General features: G+C 59.0%; 20 protein-coding genes. 11 read left to right on the top strand and 9 right to left on the bottom strand.

The window, feature by feature from the left end:
• Window positions 1–36: 36 nt before the first annotated feature.
• The 6 genes from ACR0JN_RS21405 (at window position 37) to ACR0JN_RS21380 (ending at window position 9477) form a co-directional block, all read left to right on the top strand.
• On the top strand, window positions 37–2469 hold the full coding sequence (locus tag ACR0JN_RS21405) for a tetratricopeptide repeat protein (protein ID WP_480888516.1): 2433 nt from the start codon (window positions 37–39) through the stop codon (window positions 2467–2469).
• A 108-nt stretch (window positions 2470–2577) separates the two neighbouring features.
• A complete protein-coding gene (locus ACR0JN_RS21400; RefSeq protein WP_480888515.1) occupies window positions 2578–3192 on the top strand; it encodes a polysaccharide biosynthesis/export family protein in 615 nt (204 codons plus the stop codon).
• 179 nt (window positions 3193–3371) lie between these two features.
• Entirely contained in the window at window positions 3372–4793 is a 1422-nt protein-coding gene (locus tag ACR0JN_RS21395) for a hypothetical protein (protein WP_480888514.1), read from the top strand.
• Window positions 4794–4926: 133 nt separating this feature from the next.
• Window positions 4927–6546 carry a VPLPA-CTERM-specific exosortase XrtD gene (gene xrtD, locus ACR0JN_RS21390; RefSeq protein ID WP_480888513.1) on the top strand — a complete coding sequence of 540 codons (1620 nt, stop codon included), beginning with the start codon at window positions 4927–4929 and terminating at the stop codon, window positions 6544–6546.
• A 217-nt stretch (window positions 6547–6763) separates the two neighbouring features.
• Entirely contained in the window at window positions 6764–8338 is a 1575-nt protein-coding gene (locus ACR0JN_RS21385) for a hypothetical protein (protein ID WP_480888512.1), read from the top strand.
• 38 nt (window positions 8339–8376) lie between these two features.
• Window positions 8377–9477 carry an acyltransferase family protein gene (locus ACR0JN_RS21380; protein ID WP_480888511.1) on the top strand — a complete coding sequence of 367 codons (1101 nt, stop codon included), beginning with the start codon at window positions 8377–8379 and terminating at the stop codon, window positions 9475–9477.
• A gap of 7 nt (window positions 9478–9484) precedes the next feature.
• Here the strand turns inward: ACR0JN_RS21380 and ACR0JN_RS21375 are convergent, their stop codons facing one another.
• Window positions 9485–10735 (bottom strand): glycosyltransferase family 4 protein, encoded by a 1251-nt coding sequence (locus ACR0JN_RS21375; RefSeq protein WP_480888510.1) that lies wholly within the window; start codon window positions 10733–10735, stop codon window positions 9485–9487.
• Complete coding sequence (locus tag ACR0JN_RS21370) at window positions 10728–11990, bottom strand: nucleotide sugar dehydrogenase (protein WP_480888509.1); 1263 nt, start codon at window positions 11988–11990, stop codon at window positions 10728–10730. The genes ACR0JN_RS21375 and ACR0JN_RS21370 overlap by 8 nt, the downstream gene beginning before the upstream one ends.
• Before the next feature lie 412 nt (window positions 11991–12402).
• Here ACR0JN_RS21370 and ACR0JN_RS21365 point away from each other — a divergent pair, with 412 nt between their 5' ends.
• Window positions 12403–13869 (top strand): oligosaccharide flippase family protein, encoded by a 1467-nt coding sequence (locus ACR0JN_RS21365; protein ID WP_480888508.1) that lies wholly within the window; start codon window positions 12403–12405, stop codon window positions 13867–13869.
• Window positions 13870–13872: 3 nt separating this feature from the next.
• Here the strand turns inward: ACR0JN_RS21365 and ACR0JN_RS21360 are convergent, their stop codons facing one another.
• From ACR0JN_RS21360 to ACR0JN_RS21350, 3 genes are read right to left on the bottom strand one after another with little or no spacing between them, the layout of a single operon-like run.
• Window positions 13873–15039 carry a DegT/DnrJ/EryC1/StrS family aminotransferase gene (locus tag ACR0JN_RS21360; protein WP_480888507.1) on the bottom strand — a complete coding sequence of 389 codons (1167 nt, stop codon included), beginning with the start codon at window positions 15037–15039 and terminating at the stop codon, window positions 13873–13875.
• A 15-nt stretch (window positions 15040–15054) separates the two neighbouring features.
• Window positions 15055–15687, bottom strand: coding sequence for a GNAT family N-acetyltransferase (locus ACR0JN_RS21355; protein WP_480888506.1), 633 nt, complete (start codon window positions 15685–15687; stop codon window positions 15055–15057).
• Between the two features lie 37 nt (window positions 15688–15724).
• Window positions 15725–16672, bottom strand: coding sequence for a GNAT family N-acetyltransferase (locus ACR0JN_RS21350; protein ID WP_480888505.1), 948 nt, complete (start codon window positions 16670–16672; stop codon window positions 15725–15727).
• 306 nt (window positions 16673–16978) lie between these two features.
• Between ACR0JN_RS21350 and ACR0JN_RS21345 the strand changes: the two genes are divergently transcribed.
• Genes ACR0JN_RS21345 through ACR0JN_RS21330 form a run of 4 tightly spaced genes read left to right on the top strand, consistent with a single transcriptional unit; the run spans window position 16979 to window position 20864 of the window.
• Window positions 16979–17938 (top strand): glycosyltransferase family 2 protein, encoded by a 960-nt coding sequence (locus ACR0JN_RS21345; protein ID WP_480888504.1) that lies wholly within the window; start codon window positions 16979–16981, stop codon window positions 17936–17938.
• The gene (locus ACR0JN_RS21340; RefSeq protein ID WP_480888503.1) at window positions 17935–19152 is read left to right on the top strand and encodes a GNAT family N-acetyltransferase; all 1218 of its coding nucleotides are present in this window, start codon (window positions 17935–17937) and stop codon (window positions 19150–19152) included. Before ACR0JN_RS21345 ends, ACR0JN_RS21340 begins: the two co-directional genes overlap by 4 nt.
• A gap of 7 nt (window positions 19153–19159) precedes the next feature.
• A complete protein-coding gene (locus tag ACR0JN_RS21335; RefSeq protein ID WP_480888502.1) occupies window positions 19160–20182 on the top strand; it encodes a lipid II:glycine glycyltransferase FemX in 1023 nt (340 codons plus the stop codon).
• Between the two features lies 1 nt (window position 20183).
• Window positions 20184–20864 carry a polysaccharide deacetylase family protein gene (locus ACR0JN_RS21330; RefSeq protein WP_480888501.1) on the top strand — a complete coding sequence of 227 codons (681 nt, stop codon included), beginning with the start codon at window positions 20184–20186 and terminating at the stop codon, window positions 20862–20864.
• Between the two features lie 5 nt (window positions 20865–20869).
• Here ACR0JN_RS21330 and ACR0JN_RS21325 read toward each other — a convergent pair whose 3' ends face one another.
• From ACR0JN_RS21325 to ACR0JN_RS21310, 4 genes are all read right to left on the bottom strand, one after another.
• Window positions 20870–21799: a sulfotransferase domain-containing protein gene (locus ACR0JN_RS21325; protein ID WP_480888500.1), complete on the bottom strand. Its 930-nt coding sequence runs from the start codon at window positions 21797–21799 to the stop codon at window positions 20870–20872.
• 53 nt (window positions 21800–21852) lie between these two features.
• Window positions 21853–23184 carry an O-antigen ligase family protein gene (locus ACR0JN_RS21320; RefSeq protein ID WP_480888499.1) on the bottom strand — a complete coding sequence of 444 codons (1332 nt, stop codon included), beginning with the start codon at window positions 23182–23184 and terminating at the stop codon, window positions 21853–21855.
• A 154-nt stretch (window positions 23185–23338) separates the two neighbouring features.
• Window positions 23339–24130, bottom strand: coding sequence for a sulfotransferase family 2 domain-containing protein (locus ACR0JN_RS21315; RefSeq protein ID WP_480888498.1), 792 nt, complete (start codon window positions 24128–24130; stop codon window positions 23339–23341).
• Between the two features lie 150 nt (window positions 24131–24280).
• Window positions 24281–25209: hypothetical protein (locus ACR0JN_RS21310; RefSeq protein ID WP_480888497.1), on the bottom strand; the 929-nt coding region annotated here is incomplete at its 5' end.

Genomic DNA, 25209 nt, shown 5'->3' with positions numbered 1-25209 from the left:
TAAATGAGCATGTCAATCATAAGAAGAATGTCCCTTGTGGCCAGCAATCGCCTGGCGATTGTCTTTTTTGCCTTATCTCTGGTTCTCAGCGCCTGCGATTCAGCCGAGGAACGGGCAGAAGCGCATTTCCAGGCCGGTCTGGCCCATCTGGAAAACGGTGATGTTGAACGCGCGCTGGTCGAATTCAGGAATGTCTTCAAGCTGAACGGCCAGCACAAAGAGGCCCGCCTGACCTTTGCCCGGCTCGAGCGTGACCGCGGCAATATCTCAGCCGCATACCGGCAATATCTGCTGCTGGTCGAGCAATATCCGGACAATCTGGAAGGGCACCGCGCTTTGGCAGAGATGGCCCTGGGAATAGGGAACTGGGAAGACCTGCGTCGTTACGCCGGGGCGGCAAAGGACCTTGCCCCCGATGACATCGAAATCAAATCGCTCAACAACACGCTGGCCTATACCGATGCCGTCAAGGCCAACAACGATGTCGGGGCGGCCCAGACCATCGACACCGCCCATGAAATCCTGAATGACCGCCCCGATCTGATGACCGCGCGGCAGATTGTCATCGACGATCTGGTCCGGTCCCGGGATTGGGCGGCTGTGCTGGACGAAACCGACATAGCCCTTGGCTTTGCCCCGGAGCAGAGCAATTTATATGCCATTCGGCTGCGCGCCTTGCAGGAACTGCAAAAGCCCGACGAGATCGAAAAGCAGCTGATGCAGATGCTGCAGATCTTCCCCGAAGATACCAGCGTGCAGCAGACGCTGTTTGAACACTATGTCGACCAGAACAATCTGGATGCCGCCGAAGGTGTTCTGCGCGATCAGGCAGACCCGCAGGCGCAGGACCCGTTTTCGATACAAAGGCTCATTGCGTTTCTGTCAGAACACCGTGGCTCTGACGCGGCAATTGCCGAGTTGGATGACATCATCGCAACCGGGGGGGCCAATACGCCGCGCTTCAAAACCATGCGGGCGGCGCTGAAATTCCAGCTTGGTGACACCCAAACCGCGCTTGGCGAGATGCGGGAACTGCTTGAAGGCGCCGAACGCACCACCCAGACCCGCGACAGCGAAGTGGAACTGGCCCGGATGCTGTTGATTGTCGGCCAGTCCGACGAGGGGCGGGCCGTGATCGAACAGGTTCTGGCCGAAGACCCGACACAGACTGAAGCGGTAAAACTCAAGGCCGCCTGGCTGATCGAGGAAGAACAAACCGGCGATGCGATCGTGCTGTTGCGCGAAGCGCTGCACCAGACCCCTCGGGATTCGCGGCTGATGACCCTGATGGCCCGCGCGCATGAGCGCAACGGCGACCGGGAACTGATGGGGGAAATGCTGGCGCTTGCGACAGAGGTGTCCCAGAACGCGCCGGAAGAGACGCTGAACTATGCCCAGTTTCTGGTTGCGGGGGGCGATCTGGAAATCGCCGAACGTATTCTGATCGACGCCCTGCAGCAAAATCCCGAGAACCCGGATTTGTTGCTGGCACTCGGCAGCGTCTATCTGAACCTGCAGAACTGGGAGCGGCTCGAGGTGGTGCTGAACACTGTCCGCGCTCTGGACGACCCCGAGGCGTTGCGGCGGTCAAACGAACTTAGGGCACAGATGCTGGCGACCCAGGAACGCAAAGATGAACTGGAAGCCTTTTTGCAGGAACTGGCAAATGACCCTGAATTCGGGCTGTCCGCCGACATTGCCCTCATCCGGCTGATGCTGACGCAGGGCGACGTGGCCGGGGCCACCGAACGCCTGGATGAGCTGCTTGCGGAAGATCCGGACTCGCTGATCCTGCGGTTTGTGAAGGCCCGCGTTCTGACCGGTGAAGGAAAGCTTGACGACGCCGAACAGCTTTACCGCGCGATCCTGAAGGATCACCCGAATGCGGCCCGTGCCTGGGCCTCATTGTTTTCGCTGCACAATCAGCGGGCACAGCCCCAGCAGGCCCGCGCCGTACTGGTGGAAGCACTGGCCGCCCTGCCCGAAAACCCGGATCTTCTGATGCTGCAGGCGGCAGAACATGAACGCGCCGGAGAGCTGGATCAAGCGATTGCGGTCTATGAAACGCTATACCCGCTCAGCAACCGGTCCTTGGTCGTGGCCAACAATCTTGCAAGCCTTCTGACAACCCACCGCAGCGATGACAAAAGCCTGGAGCAGGCACAGCATCTGGTGCGGCGGCTGCGCGGGACAAGAGTACCCGCCTATCAGGACACCTATGGCTGGGTTGCCTATCGGCTGGGCCGCTATGAGGAAGCGCTGATTTACCTTGAACCGGCAGCCCGCGCCTTCCCGGATCAACCCCTGGTTCTTTATCATCTGGGCAAGGCCCTGGCCGCGGTTGACCGGACAGACGAAGCCATGCGCGCCTTTCAAGCCGCCCAAAAGACCGGGATTGCCCTGGATATCTCCCCGACGCTTGAGGAGGAAATCGAGCAACTGAACGCGGCAAACGTCGCAGGGCAATAAAAAAGAGCGCTGTATTTCTGCCGCATCTTGCCCTCTTCAAACATCCCGTGGATTGTCTAGAAAGTTGCAGGCAGGCATAAACGAAGAGAAAAAGTGAAAGATTTGAATATGCGTACAGTTATCGGATCATTGATCACTCTTGTCATTGCCATGATCGTGGCGACGGGATCATGGGCGCAAAGCTCATACCAAATTCAGCCGGGCGATGCGCTGCAGGTTGAGGTTCTGGAAGATCCCACGCTGAACCGGACCGTTCTGGTTCTGCCCGATGGCTCTATCAACTTTCCTCTGGCTGGCTCATTGCGGGCCGCCGGTCAGTCTACCAACGGGCTAAGCTCGTCTCTGTCTTCGGCGCTGTCGCGGAATTTCAACACACCGCCGACCGTATTCATCTCGATCGCATCGCTTGCGCCACCGCCGCTGGTGGGTGGACTGGCCCCGACCGGGCCGACGATCGAGGTCTTCATAATGGGCGAGGTCAACGTACCCGGAAAACATTTGGCGACCGAGGGCACGACCATCCTTCAGGTTTTGGCGCAGGCCGGCGGCCTGACCAATTTCGCGGCCCGTAAGCGCATCGAATTGCGTCGGGCTGATAATAAAACAGGCGTGATGAACACATATACTTACAATTACAACGGCTCGGGCGGTGGTATTCAGGGCAATACAGTCCTTAAACCCGGAGACGTGGTTGTCGTGCCAGCACGCCGCTTGTTCGAATAGGGGCTATACAGGTGGGGAAATCCAGGAACAGGCTGTCCACCGCACTGGGGGGCGGGGTAGCTTTTGCAGTTTCGCTTACACCGGCAATCGGGCAACAGACCCAGCTACCGCAGGCCCCTGTACAGCAGGCGACGGCACAGCCAACGGCTTCGGCGCAAACGACCCTGCAACAGACAACCGTGCCGTCAACGGTCGTTCAGCAGACGCCCAGCCAGCAGCTGATCACGCAACAGGCCCTGCAGAACCCGGCCCGGCAGGTTGGTCTGCCCACAACCGGTCTGGCGACCGGCACAGGATCGGGTCTGAGCATCACGCTGGATTATCTGACCTCGCTCAGACATGACAACAATCTCCGGCTGACCGACCCATCGCTGGGGTCGACGACATGGTGGGAAAACACGCTTGCCCTGAGCGTTCTGCGGCAAGCCTCGGATTCCACTCTGGCGCTTGATCTGTCGGGTTTGTACCGGATCGCCAACGAGCCGATCATCGGGACGGAATCGTCGTTTTCAGATCCCTCTGCGCAGCTGGCGTATCAGCGCACCCGGTCGAACAGCCAGCTTGGCCTGGTGCTGGATTATCGCGAACAGGATCTGGCCTTCAACCGGTCGCTGACGGACACCAATTTCGACGGGATCATCGACTCGGCCGACGTGATCGGCACCGTCGGGGATCAGGTCAACACCCGCGCAAACCTGGATTGGGCCGTGGGCTTGAACGCCCCTTTGGGGTTCCAGTTCAACTACAGCCACCGCGAACGCCGCTATAGCAATACCATCGATCCGAACCTGTTCGAGAACAGTTCGGACATTTACACCGCAACCACGTTGTTCAGGTTTTCACCAGTTCTGCAGGGAAATCTGAGGGTCAATTACGAAGACTTTACGGCGGATGACACCGTGCAGACCGACCGGCAGACAACGACCGTTACGGCGGGCGGGACCTATAATATCTCGGCCATAACCACTGTCACCGCCAATGCCGGATACACCCGGGTTGATGACACGGAACGCGCCAACAATACGAATAACGTCACCGAAGATTTTGTCTGGAATTTCGCCTGGAACAAGACACTGGCCGACGGTAATGCCGATGTGCAGATTGACCAGATTTTCGGGGTGAACGGCTCCAGGCTTAACGCAACCGCCGGACGCAACTATCAGCGGGCCAGCGGAACATTGGGTTTCAATGTGGGATTCACCCGGGGACCGTTTGATGAGATCACCCCAATCGGTCAGATCGACTATTCGTACCGGCTGCCCAGTTCCCGGATCGGGGCAACGATCCAGCGCCGGGTCGGCACCAGCACTGACAGTCTGGAAACCCGCCAGACACTGGCCTTTCTGACATATGACTATACCATCAACTCCGTGTCTGCCCTGTCCTTCAGCGTCGATTTCATTGATCAGGAAACCGAAGGGTCAGGCCCGTCGAACCCGCGTCAGCGCGGCACGTTCAACGCGTCTTACTCGCGCGCGATCACACGGGACTGGGCGATGAACGTCGGGTACCAATACGAAAGAGATGACCAGAACGGCTTTACCGCAAGTTCAAGCTCGGTCTTTTTGACCCTTGGGCGGCGGTTCATCCTGAAACCCTGACCTGTTTTAACGCAGCCAGAAATCTCGAACAAACGCACCCCGGTAAGCTGATTGTTTCCGCACGGGATCAAAAGCCCGCGACCCCGAACCCCTGTAATTCCAGATCACATCCGATTGTGCATGATGAAAAACGATGCAGCATTTCGAATCGAATGACAGCCGCACCAAGGTGATTGAGGCGGCCCGACTGTCCCTGCCGGCGATCAACGCCGCCGGGCTGTTTTGGTTTGTCCTGCTGCTGGTCGGATCGATCCCCGTTTTCTGGATCGGAATTGTCTCTCTGGGCGCGGCGTGGAGCACGCCTGAATACAGCCACGGGCCGCTGATCCCCATTATCTCGCTGTATCTGTTCCTGCGCGAGCTGCGCAATTACCCGCCCGCCACTCCGGCCGTTCACGACCGCTGGCCGGGCATCGCGATCATTGCCGTGGCTCTGGCCATCGCCATTCTCGGCAATCTGGCGCGTATTCCGGATATCGTCACCTATGCCATGATCATATGGACCGGCGGCGTCATGCTGACCGTGTTCGGCTGGCAGCGCGGTAAATACCACCAGCTGCCGGTGATCCATCTGGTCTTCATGCTGCCCTTGCCGCAGTTCGTCTACTGGAAGCTGACGATCTTTCTGCAATGGGTCTCGTCCGAGCTTGGGGTCTGGTTCGTACAGATGGCCGGGGTTTCGGTCTTTATCGAAGGCAATGTCATTGATCTGGGGGTCTATAAACTGCAGGTGGCCGAGGCCTGTTCCGGGCTGCGCTACCTGTTCCCGATCCTCAGCTTCTCGTATCTGTTCGCCCTGCTCTATCGCGGCCCGGTCTGGCACAAGGCCGTGCTGCTGATCTCGGCCGCGCCGCTGACCGTTTTCATGAACTCGGTCCGCATCGGCGTGATCGGCGTTCTGGTCAACCATCACGGTATCGAACAAGCCGAAGGGTTCATGCATTTCTTCGAAGGCTGGATCATCTTCCTGCTCTGTGTGGCCATTCTTTTTCTCATGGCGATCGGGCTGCAGCGCCTTGCCCCCGATCCAAAGCCTTTTGCCGAGACCATCGACCTGGATACTGACGGGCTGGGGGCCATTGCGCTGCGCATCTTCAGCATTCGCGCCTCGGTCGCGCTGGCGGTGGCGGCGCTGCTGACACTTGCGGTCTCAACCGCCTGGGCCCTGCGACCGGCCTCGGACGTGCAGCCCATTGAGCGCGATCCGTTTGTCCTCTATCCCCGTCAGCTTGGTGACTGGTCCGGGTCGACCACCAGCCTTGATCCCAAGGTCGAACAGACCCTGGGCGCGGACGACTATCTGAATGCCACCTATATCGACACCGGGTCCGGCGATTTCGTGAACATGTTCGTGGCCTTCTACAACAAGCAAACCGATGGCGACGGCATCCACTCGCCCGAGGTCTGCCTGCCGGTCGGCGGCTGGGAAATCTTCAGCCTGGAACCTTATGAGATCAATCCCGGCGATACCCCCTATGGTAGCTTCACCGTCAACCGCGCAATCATCCAGAAAGAACTGTCAAAACAGCTTGTCTATTACTGGTTCGAACAGCGCGGCAAACGCATGGTCAACGATTTCCGCGCCAAGATCAGCGTCATTCAAGACGGGTTCACCATGGGTCGGACCGATGGCGCATTGGTCCGCTTTGTCACCCCCATCCTGCCCGGCGAAACCGAGGCTGACGCAGATGCAAGACTACAACGCTTCATGGAACCCAGCCTGAGACCGCTGCCCCGCTTTGTCCCGCAATGACGGCCATTTCAGATATGAGCGACCAACCCATTTCTTTCCCCTATTCAGAACGGCGCATGTGAAGGAGATATTTCCAGAACGCGATCAATTTACACGGCTGCCAAACCTTTGCCGCATGACAGGTGTATCTAAAATTTCAAATCACTTCCGAGCCTAATAACTGTATGGTGAAGTGGTTCTGATTATTCGCCGACAAAACGTTCTGATTATTGAGTATATGAAAAAGTATGAGTGTACGGCAGAGATGAATACGTCGATCCGAAGTGACGACCAGCGCATGGTTCTGATACTGACCATATGCGTCAGTCTGGTTCCGTTGTTCGTGACGCCCGTCCTGCCTCTGACCGATTTCTACGCCCATATTGCGCGCTATTATGTTTTGGCGAACCTGCCGGATTCAAATGCGCTGCAACAGTATTACGAATCCGCCTGGCAACTGCTGCCCAATCTCGGCCTCGATATCGTGGGGGTGAGCATCATGAAAGTGCTGCACCCGCTGCTTGGGGCCAAACTGATCGCGGGGCTCATCATCGCCGCGCCCTTTGCCGGTGTCCTGTACCTGTCGCATGTCCTGCATGGCCGGATCACAACGCTGAACGTGCTGCTGGCCGGGCTGGTGGCTTATAACCACATCCTGATCTGGGGGTTTTCGAACTTTCTGCTGGGGCTGGGCGTTCTTTTGGGCGCAACCGGATACTGGATCGCGGCGCAGGACCGCCCAACGCGCCAGTTGCTTGTGACAGCAGCCTTGGGTCTTTTGCTGTTTTTCATCCACGGCTTTGCATTCGCGCTTTGGGGCCTGATCCTGGGCATGGTCGAGCTGTCGCTTGCGCTGCGGGCCGGGCATTCGGGGTTTGCCGCCCTTGCACGACGGGCGGGCCGGCTGGCCTTGATCGCCGTCGCCCCGGTCCTGCTGTTCCTGCAGACGAAAACCGCAGGTGGCGGCGCGGCCTCATCGGTTTCAAACCTGCTGGCACATGCGGAAAAAGGAACCTTGTGGGAGCGGCTGAGCACCGAGGTTTTCCTGCGCATCGACGGCTTTCTGCGCGTGGCAGATTCGACCTGGCGCGCATTCGATTACGGGTTCGGCGTTGTTTTGTGGGGGGCGCTGATCTGCGGCCTGCTGGCCGGTGTCTGGCACATCGACAAACGCATGAAGCTTGCCGTTGCGCTCTGTGCCGTGCTGGTCCTGATCATTCCGCCCAACCTGTTTGGGGTCGGGCATCTCAGCGAGCGGACCCCGCTTCTGTTGCTGACGCTTCTGGCGGCCAGCCTGTCTCTGAATCCGGATGCAAAACTGCCTTACCGGCAGGCAGCGATCGCAACGCTTGCCGGGCTGTTGCTGATCCGGAATCTGGTGCTGACCACCGGGTGGTATCAGGATGGCAGGAACTACGCGGCCTTCCTCGACGCACTCAACACCCACGACACGCTCAGCCTGGGCGCGGGGGCTTATCTGGAGGACACCCGGAACCCGCAGATGTTCAGGCCCAGTTGTATCCCCTTGTCGTTTCTCATGGTGTTCAACGGGACCGCTGTGCCGACATTTGCCAACCCCACACAGCAGCCCATTCGGCTGGTCGGACCGCTGAACGATATCCAGACGGCAACCCGGCAGATCAGCGGAGATACGGAATACACGGTGCCTTCCGCTCTGGCTGTCTTGTCGCAGGCAAAGGCGGATACCGTCGTGGTCTGTGCGGTGGATTCCTTCCGGCAACAAGTCGATGGTTTCAGGATATTGGCCGCAGCCGAGCCGTGGACGCTGTATCAGCGCGCAACATCCCCATAGCCCCGCCTTCAGGATATGATCGACCCAGAGACCCATAGATGAAAGCAAGCGCTGCGAGCATATCACCCACAGGGACCATCAGGTTCATCGCGGACCGCGCGGACGGCCGCGATAACAATTTCAACCTGATCCGCATTCTTGCGGCCAGTGGTGTTCTGGTGTCGCACGCCTACCCAATTAGCTGGGGCGGAGGGGCCCCGCAGCCGCTTGAAAACCTGCTGCACGGCCTGACATTGGGAACGGTCTGTGTGTGGATTTTCTTCGCCATTTCCGGGTTCTTCATCACGCGCAGCTTTGACCGGCAATCATCCGTGGTTTCATTCCTGACAGCCCGGCTCTTACGGCTGTTTCCCGCCCTTGCCACAGTGCTTGTCGTGACCATCCTGGTGGCCGGCTTCGTGGTGACCGACGCTGATCCGTCTGTGTTCTGGGCCGCAACCGGCGAATATTTCGCCCGCAACATGCTGTTGTTCGATCTGAAATACGACCTGCCCGGCGTGTTCGAATCCAACCCCGGCGGCGCGGGGATCAACGGCTCGCTCTGGTCGCTGTCCTATGAGGTCACCTGTTATACCGGCGTCTTTATTTGCGGCCTTCTTGGCCTGCTGAAAAGCCGAAAGGTCTTTGCCGGGATAACGCTGCTGTTCCTGTGCATCTATGCCGCGACGATGGCCTTGCAGCTTAACCCGCGCATTGAACAGCTTGCCGAGCTTGGGCTGACATTCCTGACCGGGATGGTGTTTTACATCTGGCGCGACAAAATCCCCCTGTCTTGGGGCGTGCTTGCAGGGGCGACAGCCGTGACCGTCGCCGCCTGGTTCACGCCACTGTTCATGCCTGTGTTTGCTGTCAGCCTGTCTTACGCGGTGTTCTTTGCCGGATACGCCAAAGTACCGCTGCTGCTGAGCTACAACCGGCTGGGTGACTATTCCTATGGCGTTTACATTTACGCCTTTCCCATCCAGCAGCTTGTGGCGCAATCGGGGGTCACGACCCCTGCCATAAACATGGCCATCGCGATGCCCTTCACCCTGATCTGCGCCGTTCTGTCCTGGCATCTGGTTGAAGCGCCCGCCATGAAACTGCGGCATCGGATCAAAGCACCAGAGCGCATCAAAGCCAAGCAAACCGCCAAATAGGTGGACCCTACCCTTTCCAGATCCGCTTATAGGCGGCAATCAGGGCAGGCACCTGATGGGGCCAGGCCATTTCCGCCTCGACCCGGGCGCGGCCGTAACGGCCCATGACGGCACGGCGCTCTTCATCCGCCAGCAACTCGGCGATCTTGTCGGCCATATCCACCGGATCATTGGCCTTGGCGTACAAAGACGCCTCCTGCGCCGAGAACCGCCCTTCGGTCACGTCGAACTGAACGATGGGTTTTTCGAAGGCCATGTATTCGAGGATCTTGTTCATGGTGGATTTGTCGTTCATCTCGTTCACCCGGTCCGGGTTCACGCAGACATCGGCGGTCGACAGGATCTCGAACAGATCCTGATCGGGCGCACGGCCGGTGAAGGTGACATACTCCGACAGACCCATCTCGGCAGACTGTTCTTGCAGCTTGTCCAGGCTGGGACCACCGCCCACAAGACAGAACTGGATGTCCTCACGCCCCTGCACCTTGACCAGATGCGCCACGGATTCCAGCAGCAGGTCGATCCCTTCCTGATCGCCCATGACGCCGACATAGCCCACCATATATTTGCGCCCGTTGCGCCAGTCCGGGTTTGGGGGCAGATGCTGCAACCGGCTCAGATCGGGGCCAGAGCGGACGATAAACACATCCTCGGGCGCCATGCCGCCGCGTTCGATGGCGATCTTGCGATAGCTTTCATTGGTGGCAATCGACACCCGGGCCGAGGCGAAAGTCAGCCGTTCGAACGTCTTCATCAGCTTCCAGAAGAAGCCGCGTTTGTCGAACTTGGCCTCGTAGAGCTCGGGGTTGATGTCGTGGTGATCGAACAGATAGCGCACGCCGAACAGCTTGAAGGGCAGCGCCACCAGAAAGATCAGATCGGGCGGGTTGCAGCCGTGGATGACGTGAAAGCCGCGGGTGAACTTGATCTTCAGCGCCAGCCAGCTTTCCCAGAACAGCGCCGCGCCATATTCCAGCAGATACCCCAGCGCCCCGCTGGCATCCAAAGGCAGCGGGTGGCGATAGACCTTGATGCCTTCGTCTTCCCAGACCCGCTCCTCATGACCTTTGCCGGTGGGGCAGATGACCGAGACCAGCGCGCCGGCGGCGGCCAGCGTGCGCGCCTCCATCCACACACGGCGGTCGAAGGGCACGGGCAGGTTTTCCACCACGATCAGAACCTTCAGCCCCTTCAAGGGCTGGCTCTGGCGTAGCTCGTCGAACGAGATCGGCTGAACGGCGGATACGGGGCTAGTCATATTCATAGGTTCTTACCACCTCTGCATCGCCAAGGGTCAGCTCGTTCACGATCCGGTTCGATCCGATCACCAGATCCCAGGGCCCGGCCTCGGCCGTGGCGCGATCCACCAGCAAGCTGCCCACGTTGGGCAAATGGGTAAAGGCATAGCCCAGGTTCTGACCGCGCAGATCGGCGGGTTTGATCGCCGGGTCATAGACCGATAGCTGATAGCCCGCCTGCAGCAGACGCCGGGCAATATCGACATTGGGGCTTTCGCGCAGATCGTCGGTTCCGGCCTTGAAGGCCAGCCCCGCCATCAGCACCCGACCACCCTCGGGCAGGCGCGCCATGACGTCCTGCGCCTGATAGGTTTTGTGCGCCTGATTGGTCTGCAACAGGCTGTCGATCAGATGGGTATGCGCGCCCACCTCACCGGCGATATGCTGCAAAGCACGGACATCCTTGGGCAGGCAGGACCCGCCAAAGGCCCCACCCGGACGGGTGTAATAGGCCGAGATATTCAGCTTGGTGTCTGAGACGAAAATCTCGTGCATGGTTTTGGCCGACACGCCCATGCTGTGGCAGATGCGGCCCACCTCATTGGCGAAAGCCACCTTGGTGGCGTGCCAGGTGTTGTCGACGAATTTGGTGATCTCGGCCTCTTCAAAGGCGGTGTAGAAAACCGGCGCGTCCAGCCCTTCGTGCATCTCGTCCATCACTGCTGAGCGATTGCCATCGGCCGTGCCGACTACGATCTTGGGCGGGTTGAAGAAATCTTCCACCGCCGAGGCTTCGCGCAGGAATTCGGGGTTATAGACGATCTCGACCGCCTGCGCGGTCTGATCGCCCAGATAGCTTTGAAAGATCGGCTCGATCAGTTGCCGCACCGTGCCGGGCCGGAAGGTCGATCGATAGGCCACGGTCAAAGGCCGCGCCCGGTCGGGCGAGACGGCCTTGGCGATCTGGCGCGTCACCTCGGCCACGAAGTTCATGTTGTGCGAGCCATCGGTGGAACTGGGCGTGCCGACACAGACGATGGCCAGATCCACATCGGACAGGTCCGGGATTTCGACCGTGGCGCGGATCAGGTTCTTGCCCAACGCCTCGGTCAGCAACTCGGCCACCTGCGGTTCCTTGATCGGGGGCTGCCCCGCATTGATCTCAGAGACCTTGTCGGCGTTCACATCGACACCGACCACCTCGTGCCCTTCACGGGTCAGACAGCACGCCGCCGTGAAGCCCACATAGCCCAAACCAAAAATCGCAATTTTCATACCGTAATACCGCTCTAAAACTCAGCACCCAAAGACATGCGAACCGTCACGCTTGGTTTCTTTCTGTATTTGATGTCCAATTCATGACACCAATTGAGAATACACTTTGAAGCAGAATTCAATCTACTGGTACGAGATACGAGTATCTTCTGATACATGAAACAAAATCGTTGCGAGGCACATACAAAACAGCACTATGCGGGCACCTATCAGCCGTCCGGCCAGAATGCCAGAATCGCGTTCCTGTACGTCTCGGGGCCTCCCGCAGGATCGCCGATTTGGAAACACTAACGCAGCAATGCGTCGTTTGTTATGAGTTTGGAAAGTTAAGAACTTGAAGCAGCCGTCTGACCCTGCTCCGGCTAAAAGCACATCTTCCCGCACGTCCGCTCTTGCGGTGGGGGCAACCACATTGTTGGCCTCCAGCCTGTTTCGGCAGGTGCTGGGGCTGCTCACCCTGATCGTAACCGCCCGGCTGCTGACGCCCAAAGATTTCGGCATCGCCGCCTACTTCCTGGTTGCGACAGCCTTTCTTGAGATGATGCAGCGGCAGATCGCCGTCGTTCTCATACGGCTTGACGACGTCACTCAGGAACACCTGAGCACGGTGTTCACCTTTCAGGTGATCCTCGGCGTTGCCGGGGCGCTGTTTTTCTACGCGACCCAGCCCCTGCTTGCCCTTCTGGACATACCCGAGCTGATCCAGCTTGCCCCGGTGCTGTGTGTCCTGTCCCTGATCATCGCCCTGAAAAGCCCGCGCTTTGTCCTGTTCGAACGCAAGCTGCGCTTCGGTTTCGCGGCCGGAGAAGAAACCATCAGCCGGATCGTGTATTCGATCATTGCAATCAGCCTGGCCTGGCTGTGGGGTGATTTCTGGGCCATCATTGTCGCCAGTTTCTGTGCGCTTGTAACCCGCAGTATCCTGACATTCAGCATGGCGCCCATGACCGTGCGGCTGTCATTGGCCCGCTGGCGCGACTGCTTGTCCTTTTCGGTCTGGACCACGGGTGCCCAGGTTTCGTTGTTCTTTTCAAACAACATGCCGCAGCTCATCATCGGCGCGACCCTTGGGCTGGCCGATGCCGGTATTTTCCGGCTGGGCAACCGGCTAAGCACGCTTGTCACCACCCAGCTGTTTGCCCCGCTTCAACGGGTGCTTTACCCCGGGCTGGCAGATATTTCGCGCAACACCGACCGACAGGATGAGGCGTTTAACCGGCTCAACGAGTTGCTGCTGGCCATCGTGCTGCCGATTTCGCTTGGGATGGCGCTGGTCGCCAATCACATCGTCGTTGTGGTGATCGGCTGGCAATGGCTGGGCGTGGCACAGGTGATCTGGATTCTGGCACCGCTCAAGGCGCTTGAAACACTACAGGAAAACGTCCGATCGGCCTCGTACATTGAAGGGTCGACCAAGATCCTGTTCATCCGGAACACGTTTCTTCTGATCTTTGTCTGCCTGCTGATGCGCGAAGGCGTTCAGTTCGGCTTTACAGGCGCGTTGCTGGCAGCGGGGGGTGCCAGTCTGGTGACGATCTTTACGACCCTGATGATCGCGAAGCGCTATGGAACCCGCACGTTCTTTGGGCCACTCACCGTCGCCTGGCGGTCTTTTGCATCCACGCTGGCCATGATCGTAGCTGTGCTGTTCGTCAGCAGCGCCTATGGCAGTGGCGACGCGGTGGGCTGGGCCTACGAAACGGCGGATGACCTGCCGCTGCTGCGCTTCCGGTTTGCGGTCAAGGTTCTGGTCGGGGTGTTCGCCTATGTCGGCACACACCTGCTGCTGTGGCAACTGGTCGGACGACCCAAGGGTGTTGAAAGCCTGGTTTTGGAACTGGTGGCCAAGATCAGGTCCAGATTCGTCGCGGCGCATTGAAGCTCAGACCGGCAGCGCGTCTTTCAGTTCGGATACGATGTGATCGACATGCGCGTCTGACAGATATTGGTGCAACGGCAATGTCAAAGTGCGGTCCTTGATCGCCATCGCCTCCTCCTGACCTGTCCAGTCCAGATTGCGGTTGAACCCTGCCCACCAGGGCGTCGCCCCGATCCCGCGGTCCTGCAACCGCTGCACGATCCGGTCCCGTCCGTCCACCATGATCGGCATATTGAGCGGGCAGGTCGAGGGCGCAAGCTGCGGAACAAGCATCTGTAGGCCCGGCATGCCCTCCAGCAAGTCCCGGTAGCGTTTCCAGTTCGACCGCCTGATCGCAATGGCCTGAGACACGGAAAAAGCCTGTAGCGGGCGTGACGCAAAAAAGCTCATGCGCGCATTCCGCAGGGTCGGGTCGAAATAGTAATGCCACGGGATATCTTCGAGCTGCCCGTCGACAGGACCAGCCTGTGGTTCCGCCTGATCCGATCCGCGCAAGGCCTGTTTCAGCCCTTTGATACGCTGCGGACCCAGCACATTGACCAAACCGGTGCGGGCAAGTGTCTTTGCCACCCGTTTATGCGGCGCAGGCCGTGAAAACGGATTTGCAGTGGTCAGGTCCGGAGCGTTGATCACCAACGCCCCGCCCCCCAGGACGGGAAGGAATTTGTAGAAGCAGAACACCGAAACATCACCGGTGCGACCCTCCGCCGGAGAGGTGCCGCTCAGCAGGCTCAGCGCGCAATCTTCGATCAGGCGCAGACCGTGCCGGTCACACAGCGCGCGCAACTCTGCCAGGGCCGGTTGGATCACCCCAAAGAAATGCGTCACGTAGATGGCCCGCGTCCGCCCTGTGATCAGCGGTTCGATCCGGTCCGGATCGGCCAGCAGATCTTCGGCAACCGGGTACTGCCGGACCGAAAGACTGGCGTCGATCAGCGGGTCAACCTCGGACCCGCAATTATAGGCCGGGGCCAGAACCTCATCCCCGGGTTTCAGGTCAAGAAGATCGCAGGCCGCCCGGATCGCGACACGGGTGTTGAAGCTCCAGAAAACCGAGCGGTCCTGAAACAGGGCCGCATATCCGCCCGCAGGGTCACGGCGGAACAGATTGGCCAGCCGCATTGGCGGATCACCGCAATAAAGCGCGTTCTTCCCTGTATCGGTGGTCATCTCACCCCCTGCCCTTCAATAGCTTCGCCAGACGCGACGGCGTGTCAGGCGGCTTTCATCGCAATGTCCAACGGGCACAAACCCCACTTTTTGAATATTCAGCTTGGAGGGCACATTGTAATCCCGGCAATTGGTGAAAAACCCCTGGACCCCATCGGCCACCCGGTCGGCGATGATCGCGTTCCAGAGTTGGCCCTGCAAATTCCGGCCCCGATACTGCGGCAGGACGTAGATATGCCAGAACAACTCCTCGTGCTCATTCAGGGGCACAAAAAAATCGCGGCTATGGGCGGCATCCCGGACCCAGGCCAGCGCCTGAACGTGACCGTCTTTTTCCAGCACCCAAAGCCGCCATCCGGCCTCGAGCCAGCCCATCGCCCCCCAGTCATGCGAGGCCTCGGAGTCATTCAGCAAGGCCAGTTCGTCTTGAGGGAAATCGTCCGGCGACAGGATTTCCCGGACCTGCGCCGCCTCCTGATCAGCCTCAAGGCCGCCTTCACGGCTGCCTGCGTCCAGCCGAAAAACCAGATGGCGCTTGCGGACAAAGCTGTCCATCAGGGCCAGCCAGACCTGCCGGACCAAGGCCCCCGGTCCCCGCTGCGCGGCCCCCAGGATCAGCTGCGTCTTGCCTTTTTTTGCCAGCTTCATGTTTCGTGTCACCAACCATTCGTCCGGGCGTGCGGGGTCACCCCGTAACGGCCCGCTTGACCTTTTTCAGCTGCCCCCGGATCAGACTGCGCGCATTCCCTGTCAGATAGACATGCCTGTTCACAATCTTTTCCCGCGCGGAAATGCGCTGGACCACCTGCGGATTGAATTCCGATTTATACTTGTGGATGTTGAACTTCTTTTCGCCCGGAACCGGCGTCCGGTACCCTTCGACATCCAGAATGGTGCAGCCCTTTTCCCTGGCCCAGATCATCGCCTCCAGCCACAAGGCGGGCGCGATCCGCAGGTTGCCCGCTGCGCGCAGATGGTCCGGTTCGGTGGTGAAATGCCGCCCGTGCACGACATCCTTGCTGCGATACACCAACAGCCCCGCCAGAAAGACCTCTTGCTGCCAGGCCAGAAGCACGGTGCCCAGATCGCCCGGCAACAGCACGTCTTCGAACGTCGCCTTGTAGGCGGGCACATCCAGTTCCTGCAGCCCCCGCTGGTGCCGCAACCGGTTCATGCTTTCTATGAAGATGCGGAATTCATCGGCTGTGCGTGCGGCACGGAACGAAACGCCCTGCCGCTCGGCACGCCGGACCTCGCGCCGCGCGCTTTTGGAAAACGCTTTCATGATCTCGTCCGGCGTGCCGGTTATGTCGACCCATCCGGTTTGACGAAACTGTTCTTCTTCGGCGATGCGCCACCCTGCGCGTGCAAGAACCGCATCAAGCGTTTCGGCATCTTTTTCGGTCCAGAACGGCGTGACATTCAGGCTGCCGACCCGGGCAAGCTCGCGCTGTTGGCGCAGGGCCTCCAGAAAGCGTTCCATGTCTGCTGCATTGTCGCAAACCGGCCCGCTCAGGCAAAAGGCACGGGACCAGGCACCGGGCAAAAACGGGTGCGGTTCAAGCGAAAGCAGGGCGACACCTGCAAGCACCTCACCACGACGCGCCAAGGCATAAATCACCTTGTTTCCCAACTTTTGTTCCGAATTTGCAAACAGTGGCGATTGCCGGGGATGCTGGCGCTTGGCCGCATTCAGGAACGCCACCCACTCGGCACGTTGCTCTGCGCTCAGGGCCTCAGTGCATTCAATCTTAACGCTGTCTTGCCCCGCAAATTGCTGCACTGCCAAACTAATACCTCAATACGCTGATATATTTACTTTGAATTTCACAGCTACTTTTTAACAACAGTCATCGTTTGACCGAGTTCAGTGTATTCATAGATTCGAACAATGGCTAAACAATTTGAAGATGTAAGCGGTTAAAGAGAACAGGGTTTCATGATTTCATCGTCGCACAGCACGCATGCCGAATGCGCTGTTTCCATCGTAATCGTGAACTGGAACACCCGGGACATCCTGCGGGACTGCCTGATCTCGATCGCGCGCGAAACGCAGCACCCGCATGAGGTCATCGTTGTCGATAACGCCTCAAGCGACGGATCGGCCGATCTTGTCCGCGATGAGTTTCCCGATGTCCGGTTGATTGCCAATGACGCCAACCGGGGGTTTGCCGCCGCGAACAATCAGGGGCTGGAGATCGCGCGCGGCGATAACCTGCTGCTGCTTAACCCCGATACGATCATCCTGAACGGTGCCATCGACACCATGCTGGACTGGCTGGCGCAGCATCCGGACGTGGGCTGTGTCGGATGTCAGGTTCTGGAGGATGAGGACACAATCCAGCGCACCTGCTTTGCCGATCCCGGTCCAGGCAATCTGGCGCTGAGCGAGTTCGGATTGCGCCGCCTGTCACCGAAGAACAGGTTCCTCAGCCATGCCGAATATGGCGACTGGGACCGGCGGTCCGAGCGCGAGGTCGATGTGGTGTCCGGCATGTTCATGCTGGTGCCCCGCCGCGTTTTCGAGGCTGTGGGTCTGCTGGACGAGGCGTTCTTTGTCTACTCGGAAGAGGCTGACTGGTGCCGCCGCATTCGCGATGCAGGCTGGCGTTGCGTTTTTGCGCCCGAGGCGCAGATCCTGCATCTGGACGGCGGTGGAAAAAGCACTGTTCAGATCCGGTCGCGCATGTTCGTCCAGATGCAGAAAAGCAAGATGATCTACCTGCGCAAGCACTATGGTCTGAGCGGCGCGCTGCTGGGCCGGATGATCTTTGTCGGCTCTTCCATATTGCGTTTTGCCCTGTCAGCCGCAAACCAGCAGGACGAGGCTGCCGCAAGGCGGCGTCTGGCGCGGGCCTCGCTGCGGTATCACCTGACCCGGCAGGAGCCGGCAGAGTGAAGGACACAGGCACCCAGATGATGTTTCAATGGGTCGACGGGACAGAGCCCCTTGAAGACATCACCGCAGAATGGGCCGCTCTGGCCCAGCGGACGGGGGCGGATATCTATGCCACGCCGGTCTGGGTCCTGACCTGGTGGGCCCATTTCGGACGCGGCAGGACGCTCCGAACCCTTGTGGTGCACGATGCGCAGGGCCAGTTGGTCGCCCTGCTGCCCTTCATGATCCATTCGGTCTGGGCCGGGCCGGTCAGAATTCGCATCGCCAAACTGGCCGCGACTGACCCAAATACGGTGCTTTTCCGGCTTGCAGCCGAAAACCACGTGCTGGCACAGAGCCTGACCGAAGCGCTCACCGGCCTGCTTGATGAGGGGCGCGCCCATCTGGTCAGCTTCAGCCCGGCATCCGAGCGTGGAGACATACTCGCCGCTGTCCGGGATGTCGTGGATCAAAACGACAACGCCCCGGCCCTGACCCTGTCCGATGCCCCCTCGGGCACACATACCGTTTTCGAACTGCCCGACACGTTTGACGGCTATCTTGCAAACCTGTCCAAGAAACGGCGCAGCCAGTATCGACGGGACCTGAAACATCTGCAGAAAGATCACGGGCTGACCACAGCGCTGGTTCATCCCGGCAGCGATCAGTTCCGGGATTTTGTCGGCTTTCACAACCGACAATGGCAAGAGATCGGAAAGGGTGGCCATTTCGTGGACTGGCCCGGCAGCGCCGCGTTCTACAGCGATCTGGCAGAGGCAACGTTACAGAGCCATGAAACCTGGTTCGTCGAACAGCACGGCGGGGATGGGCCCCTTGCCACACAGTTTTGTCTGGTCTCGGGGCAGGTCTGCCATTGGCGGCTGCCTGCCAGATCGACCGACCCGGAACTGGAACGCCTGAGCCTGGGCAAGATCGGCCTGATCCAGATGATCGAGCAACTGATCAGCGCAGGCGTAACCCGGATCGAGGCCGGAATCGGCGCATATGGCTACAAACTGATCTATGGCGGTGAATCGGTGGCCACCCACCGTCTGATCGTCTCGCGGCAATCGGCGTGGTCATCATTCGTGATCAAAATCAGCCTCGGCTGGGCGCGTTTTCTGCATCTGGCCTATTACAGGCTCTGGTTCGGTCGCATCGCCCCGCGCCTGCGATCGGTGATCCCGCTGGGGCACAAACCTTTATGGTCCGCCTGGATCAGAACACGGATATGACCCCGGCATGATCACTGAACAGCTGTCCGTAAAAGTTCTGTCCGAACAGGAATGGCCCGCGCTTAGCGCGCGGTTCCGGGACCTGACCTATGAACAGAGCCTGACCTACGCGCGCGCGGCAGCCAAGCGGATCGGCGCAACCACGGAATTTGTCGCCCTGTATGATGCGCAGGAAACGCCCGTTGCCGCGGCCTGCCTGCGGATCAAAAGGATTCCGGTTCTGAACCGGGGCATTGCGTGGGTCGCCGCAGGGCCGCTGACCGCTTCCAACGATTTGCCCGAACCCGACCCGGACACCCTCTGTTCAATTTTGTTGGGGCTGCGCGATCATGCGCATGCCGCAGGACATATCCTGCGCCTGCGCTTTCCGGTTCATGCCTCCCCGGCAGAGGATGCGATTGCGCGCGCAGGCTTCACACCGACCGAACGGGCCGCACCCTATCGCACCGTGCTGATCGACCCGGATCAGCAGGACGACGACCTGATGCGCGCCCTGCATGGCAAATGGCGCAACCCTCTGCGCAACGCGCTGAAAGCCGGGTTGGAGCTTGAAACCGGCCCGATCTCGGACCTGTCAGGCCGCTTCAGCCACCTTTACGAACAGGTGCGGGATGCCAAGGGGTTTCAGCCCGATATCCCTCCGGAATTCTACTATGCGCTGTCGGGGCAGGATTTCGACCATGACGTTCTGACTGCCCGCAAGGATGGCGAAGATATCGGCGCGATGACGATCGGAGTGTCCGGTCCAAACGCCACCTATCTGTTCGGCGCCACGTCCGAGGCCGGGCGGAAGCTCAATGCCGGGCATTACCTGATGTGGCAGTCCATGCTGTATTGCCGCGAACGGGGGGTGAAATGCTTCGATCTGGGCGGGATCGACGCCGAGGCAAATCCAAGCGTCACCCGCTTCAAACTGCGTACGGGCGGCACGGACGTCACGGCGGCGGGGCCTTATGAAGCCCGGCCAAGCGGGCTTGGGGCCGGTCTGATCGATCTGGCCGAAACCCTGCACAAAAGGCTGAGGTCCTGATATGGCCCGCCTGATCGGTTTGAACTTCCACGGCATAGGCACCCCGGCCCGCGACCTGGAAGAAGGTGAGGCACCCTACTGGCTGTCCGAGGCCCAGTTTAGCGGCGTTCTGGACCGGGTTGCGGCAAGCCCCGATCCGAAGGCCTTTGTTCTGACCTTCGATGACGGCAACCTGTCGGATTATGAAATCGCCCTGCCCGCCCTGACCCGGCGCGGGCTGACCGCGACGTTCTTTGTGCTGACGGGGCGGTTGGACGAAACCGGCTCTCTGGCCCGCGACCACGTCACGGCGCTGCTGGCCGCCGGAATGGGCATTGGCAGCCACGGGATCGCCCATGTCGCCTGGAGCACGCTTAGTGCCGAAGCGCTTGAACAGGAACTGACCCAATCCCGCCATGTGCTGCAGGAATTGTGCGGCACCCCTGTGACCCAGGCCGGAATACCGTTCGGCAGGTACAACGCCCGAGTCCTGCGCGCCCTGCGCCATCACGGGTATGAGACGGCGTTTTCAAGTGATACCGGGCCTATGAATGGCGATGCCTTTCTGCGCCCACGCACATCCCTGCGTGGGGATATGACACCGGCTGAGATTGACGCGATACTGGCGGGACAAATGCCTGTGGCCCGGCGCATGCGCCGCGCGGTCGGTATGATCAGAAAGCAGCTTCTGCCGCTGCGATAGGGCTATCAGACGGCGTCCTTCGATCCTGTGACCGAGGACCGGGCATAGCCGAATTTATCCAGAACATGCCCCAGTTCCTGTTCGATATAGGCCAGATGCTCGGGCTCTAGCTCGTCTTTCCACTGCCCGCTGCGGCCGCTGCGGATATGCGCGCGTTCGTTGGTTTTCGTGGCCGAAACCTTGCTGCGCTTGCCAGCCTCGAACAGGCGCATCAGACGGACACCCAACTCATGCTCCTGTCCGGTCAGCCCCAAGAAAGTGAACATCTCGGAATAGAGCTCATCTCGCTGATCACCCATGAGCGCATCATACGGGACCTCAAGGATATCCGGGTCATCCAGATCCCAGTTCTCAAGCGTTTCGCGGCTGAAAAAGATGAAGTGGCGGATTGTCATGAACAGACCTTCGGTCTTGTCCGCCGCCTGAAGCTTTTCCTGATAGGTCCGTCCGTTTTCATCCGGGACATGAGCCCAAAGCTCGTTCGTCCACAGATGGTAATGATAGGAGGATACGATCATATCGCGCGGATCCCGCATGATATGTATCCCCCGGTAGCGCCCGATTTCAGACCATGGTGTCCGGCTGTGCGTTGACAGAAAAACCCGGGTCTTCGGTTGCGGAGCCTCTTTCGAGATATCCTCGAACCGGGCGTTCAGCCCAAAGGCCAGAAGCTTGAGCACCGCCTTGAAATAGGTGGTCATGGCCTTGTGGTGCGTGCCCACAAAAATTTTCGGCTGCTCTTCTTCAGAACCCCGCGCCCGCATCCGGCTGGCCATCAGAAGCGGAAGGATTTGCCAGAATTCGGGGTTTTTCAGAAGCCCGTAATTCTTGCGAAACGTAATGGGAACCTGAGTCAGTTTTTTCTGCAGTTCCGACCGCTTCGGCTTGCGGCCAATCCCGGCATCTGTCGTAATCTTGCTTTGCTGAACTGACACCTGTCGACTTCCTTATACACTTATCACCAAACGCGCCGCCCCCTTTTGGCCGCTTATGTTCCCTCGGGCCCGAACCGCGTATAGCGAATCCGCCGCGTGCGGCGCTGGTTCGCCTCGACCTGCGGCTGATCGCTTTCCTCTTTGGCATTGACCATCCAGATCCCCGCACCCAGCAGGAACATCAAAAGACACAATGTGGCGTCCCAGACATGCACTGTGATGGCTGAAACACAGAACCCGGTCAGAGCAAAAAGATACCCCAAGCGGTAGCTTTCCAATTTGCTGGACAGCTTGGCCCGCCCCAGGATCACGAAAGTCATCACGATGGCCGCCACGATGAAAATCAGCGACGGCAACCCGTAGCGCAAGGCGACAACCAGCCAGAAATTATCGACGCTTCCAACAATCCAGCGCGGGCGCGACCATTCGTTGAACCCGATCCCAAATATCGGATTGTTCAGGATGTCGTCCGAGGAATAGGTGAAAATGAAAATCCGGTTCATCGCCGTCGATTTCTTGATCGTCAGATAGGCCGCGAAAATCTGGGCCGGAGGCCGGTTCGCGAAAATCTCGAGAAACAGATACAGTCCCGCAAACATGTAAAGCAGCAGGTTCCACTTTCTCTGGAGGAAGGAGAATATGGTCTTCCAGGCCATCAAGGCCACTTGCACCACGATCGACAGCCAGGCCCCCGAGGACAGAGAGACAAACGTGGCAAGTACGACATTGCTGACCCGGGACATCCTGAATGTGAACCCTTTGCCATATCCCAGGACATACCAGACCAGGGAAAAGGCAACGCTGCAAAAGACACCATACAGGATCGGATGCGGCATCGACCCTTGAGCCCGGTAGAAGCCCAAACGCGGCTCCTCCTGTACAACATTGTAAACATTTCCGATCTTCCCGAATATCTCGAGGATCAATGACCTGTCCGCAATGAACTGATAGACGCTGAACGGCAGCATCAGCAGCACGGCAATAAAGATCCATCGCACAAAAACCCGAAAGGCGTGTTCATCCCGTATCATCCAGCGGGCGATGAAATACGGGCCTGTCGTCTCGATGAACGAGATGCCGATATATTCCCACCTCCACAGGGCGTGGTGGTAAAAGATCGCCAGCGCGCCCCAGAGCGCATAACCCAGGACAAGGAAATCGGGCGCATAATACCCGCCCGAGCCGTCAAGCCAGCGGATCAGGGCCGGGAAAAAGAAAACCAGCAGAACAATGCGATACCCGCTGAGTTGCAGGCCCGCGAGTTCAAAATAAAGCGGCAACGTAAAGCCGATGAACAGCAAAGGTACGACAAACGGCCGGGATGTGCGCCCGGTGCTGTCACCCGCCGCCTGCAAATCCCGTCTTGTACCTGTCGATGCTACCAATGAAGTTCACCACCGCTTTGCGCATATGTTAGCAGATCTATGCCTTGCCTGACTGTTATCCCGAAAACAGATCATAGAAAAAAATCACTTTTGATGAATACCATGACGATAACGGGTTTTGTCCGGGGTGCGCCCGGACCGGAATTGGGTGTGATTATGCGACAACATCCTCAAGCGCTTTTTGGTGCAAAGCAATGTCTGCGGCATAGTAATCTTGCACAAATCCCCGGATTTCGGGCCGGTCAAACACGGAAGGCTCGGAAGAAGCGTTTGGTTTCATTAACAGTTTCCGGGCCGAGACACGCAGCTTTTCATGTATCGGTCCGGGCAGAACCCGCCTGGCAACGGCACTTCCCGCATACATGATGCGGCTCAGGCCCTGATAGCGAAACACCGTGGTCTGGTTGGCATGGCCGATTTCCAGCGCATCGGTGCCGATATGGCGGGCCAGATCAGAAACGAAACAATCCATCCGTTCGACGGGGTATAGGTTACGGACCATGCGTTTTCCGTCGACCTCGACAAACCCCGATTGCCGGGCGAAATGGATGTAATCCGGTGCGATCACCGCAGGATCGGATTGGAGATAAGAGATCACTTTGCCGATCTCGTCACGGATATCGCTGTCATCGAGCTGCGCGAATTCCTTGCCCAGATACATCTTGGCCCGTTGCGCCATGGCAGACCGGAACCTTTGAAACGGGTCACGCAAAAGCGCGTAGCTTTCGTAGATTTCAAGCTTTCCGAACGCTTCGGGGTCCAGTTCGCGCAGCAAGGACAGCGGCAAATGCCGAAAGTCGATCTCACCCAGTTTCGGATGATGTTCCACGGTTTTCAGGAACCGGCTGTCAGCATCGTGAAAGGGTAAAACGGCAGCGCGCACCGAGGTTCCCGCGCATTTGGGGACATGGATGAAAACAAAACGATACCGGTCAGACAAAATCATAAATCGAAACCATAAACACGAAACAGAACTTACATAGCGTTATGTGGAAAGAACCCGCAAAAGGCCAGATGCAGAAAGCAAAGACGGGGCGCAATTTCCTGCGCCCCGCCTCGATTTCATTCGTTTTGCCTGTGGTTGCACGCACTGGCGTCAGGCGATCATGGTGTCGTCCAGAACCGTCGTGTCGACAAACTGAACCTCATCATCGATCGCAAAGGCGCTGATCTCGCCATCCACGTCGCGACCCCACGGAGAGCCCAGCGACCAACCCCACTGGCCGCCGCCGGTGAAGTCGAAGTCCACTCCGGTTTCATCGATGACAACCTGATCATCAACGATCACCTGCAGCCGGTCCGCATTCTGGTCAACCAGAACGGTGATCGTGTGCGTTTCGGTATCGTTCAGGCCGAGATCATATGCCTTGAAGCCTTTGTGGAACTTGGCATCGTTGTTGGCAACATTCACAACCAGCCCGTCGCCGACGACGGACAGGCCGAATTTCGTGTGGTTCCAGACCAGACGCTGCCCGCTGCCATCTGCTTCGTCCCGGGTATACTCGATCGTAAAGGCGATCTGCTCGGAATCTTCGAACTCTTCAAGGCGACCGAAGCTTACGTAATCGTCCTTGCCGTCGAATTGAATCGCCGGTCCAGAGCCGGTATTCGCGACGGTCGCGTCCCCTTTCAGCTGGATCTCATCGTTGCCGAGCAATGATGCGATATCCAGAACGAAATCATCAAAGACCATCCCTGCCGTCGCCCCGCTGTCTGGCTGGGTCGTGCCAGCGTCGGGATGGGTGGTGTCAACGATAGGCTTGTTTACCCCACTGTCCGGCTGAGTGGTCCCGGTATCTGGCTGAGTGGTCCCGGTATCTGGCTGAGTGGTCCCGGTATCTGGCTGAGTGGTCCCGGTATCTGGCTGAGTGGTCCCGGTATCTGGCTGGGTTGTCCCGGTGTCCGGCTGGGTGGTCCCGGTGTCCGGCTGGGTGGTCCCGGTATCCGGCTGGGTGGTCCCGGTATCCGGCTGGGTTGTCCCGGTGTCCGGCTGGGTTGTCCCGGTGTCCGGCTGGGTTGTCCCGG

This window comes from Ruegeria sp. G12, from assembly GCF_056533565.1.
The sequence above is the reverse complement of the archived record's forward strand: the minus strand, read 5'-3'. Positions and strand labels throughout refer to the sequence as shown.

Coding starts and splice junctions, on each gene's coding strand:
- ACR0JN_RS21400 (WP_480888515.1), top strand. CDS start 2,578: ATGCGTACAGTTATCGGATCATTGATCACTCTTGTCATTGCCATGATC.
- xrtD (WP_480888513.1), top strand. CDS start 4,927: ATGCAGCATTTCGAATCGAATGACAGCCGCACCAAGGTGATTGAGGCG.
- ACR0JN_RS21385 (WP_480888512.1), top strand. CDS start 6,764: ATGAAAAAGTATGAGTGTACGGCAGAGATGAATACGTCGATCCGAAGT.
- ACR0JN_RS21380 (WP_480888511.1), top strand. CDS start 8,377: ATGAAAGCAAGCGCTGCGAGCATATCACCCACAGGGACCATCAGGTTC.
- ACR0JN_RS21375 (WP_480888510.1), bottom strand. CDS start 10,735: ATGACTAGCCCCGTATCCGCCGTTCAGCCGATCTCGTTCGACGAGCTA.
- ACR0JN_RS21370 (WP_480888509.1), bottom strand. CDS start 11,990: ATGAAAATTGCGATTTTTGGTTTGGGCTATGTGGGCTTCACGGCGGCG.
- ACR0JN_RS21360 (WP_480888507.1), bottom strand. CDS start 15,039: ATGACCACCGATACAGGGAAGAACGCGCTTTATTGCGGTGATCCGCCA.
- ACR0JN_RS21355 (WP_480888506.1), bottom strand. CDS start 15,687: ATGAAGCTGGCAAAAAAAGGCAAGACGCAGCTGATCCTGGGGGCCGCG.
- ACR0JN_RS21345 (WP_480888504.1), top strand. CDS start 16,979: ATGATTTCATCGTCGCACAGCACGCATGCCGAATGCGCTGTTTCCATC.
- ACR0JN_RS21335 (WP_480888502.1), top strand. CDS start 19,160: ATGATCACTGAACAGCTGTCCGTAAAAGTTCTGTCCGAACAGGAATGG.
- ACR0JN_RS21330 (WP_480888501.1), top strand. CDS start 20,184: ATGGCCCGCCTGATCGGTTTGAACTTCCACGGCATAGGCACCCCGGCC.
- ACR0JN_RS21315 (WP_480888498.1), bottom strand. CDS start 24,130: ATGATTTTGTCTGACCGGTATCGTTTTGTTTTCATCCATGTCCCCAAA.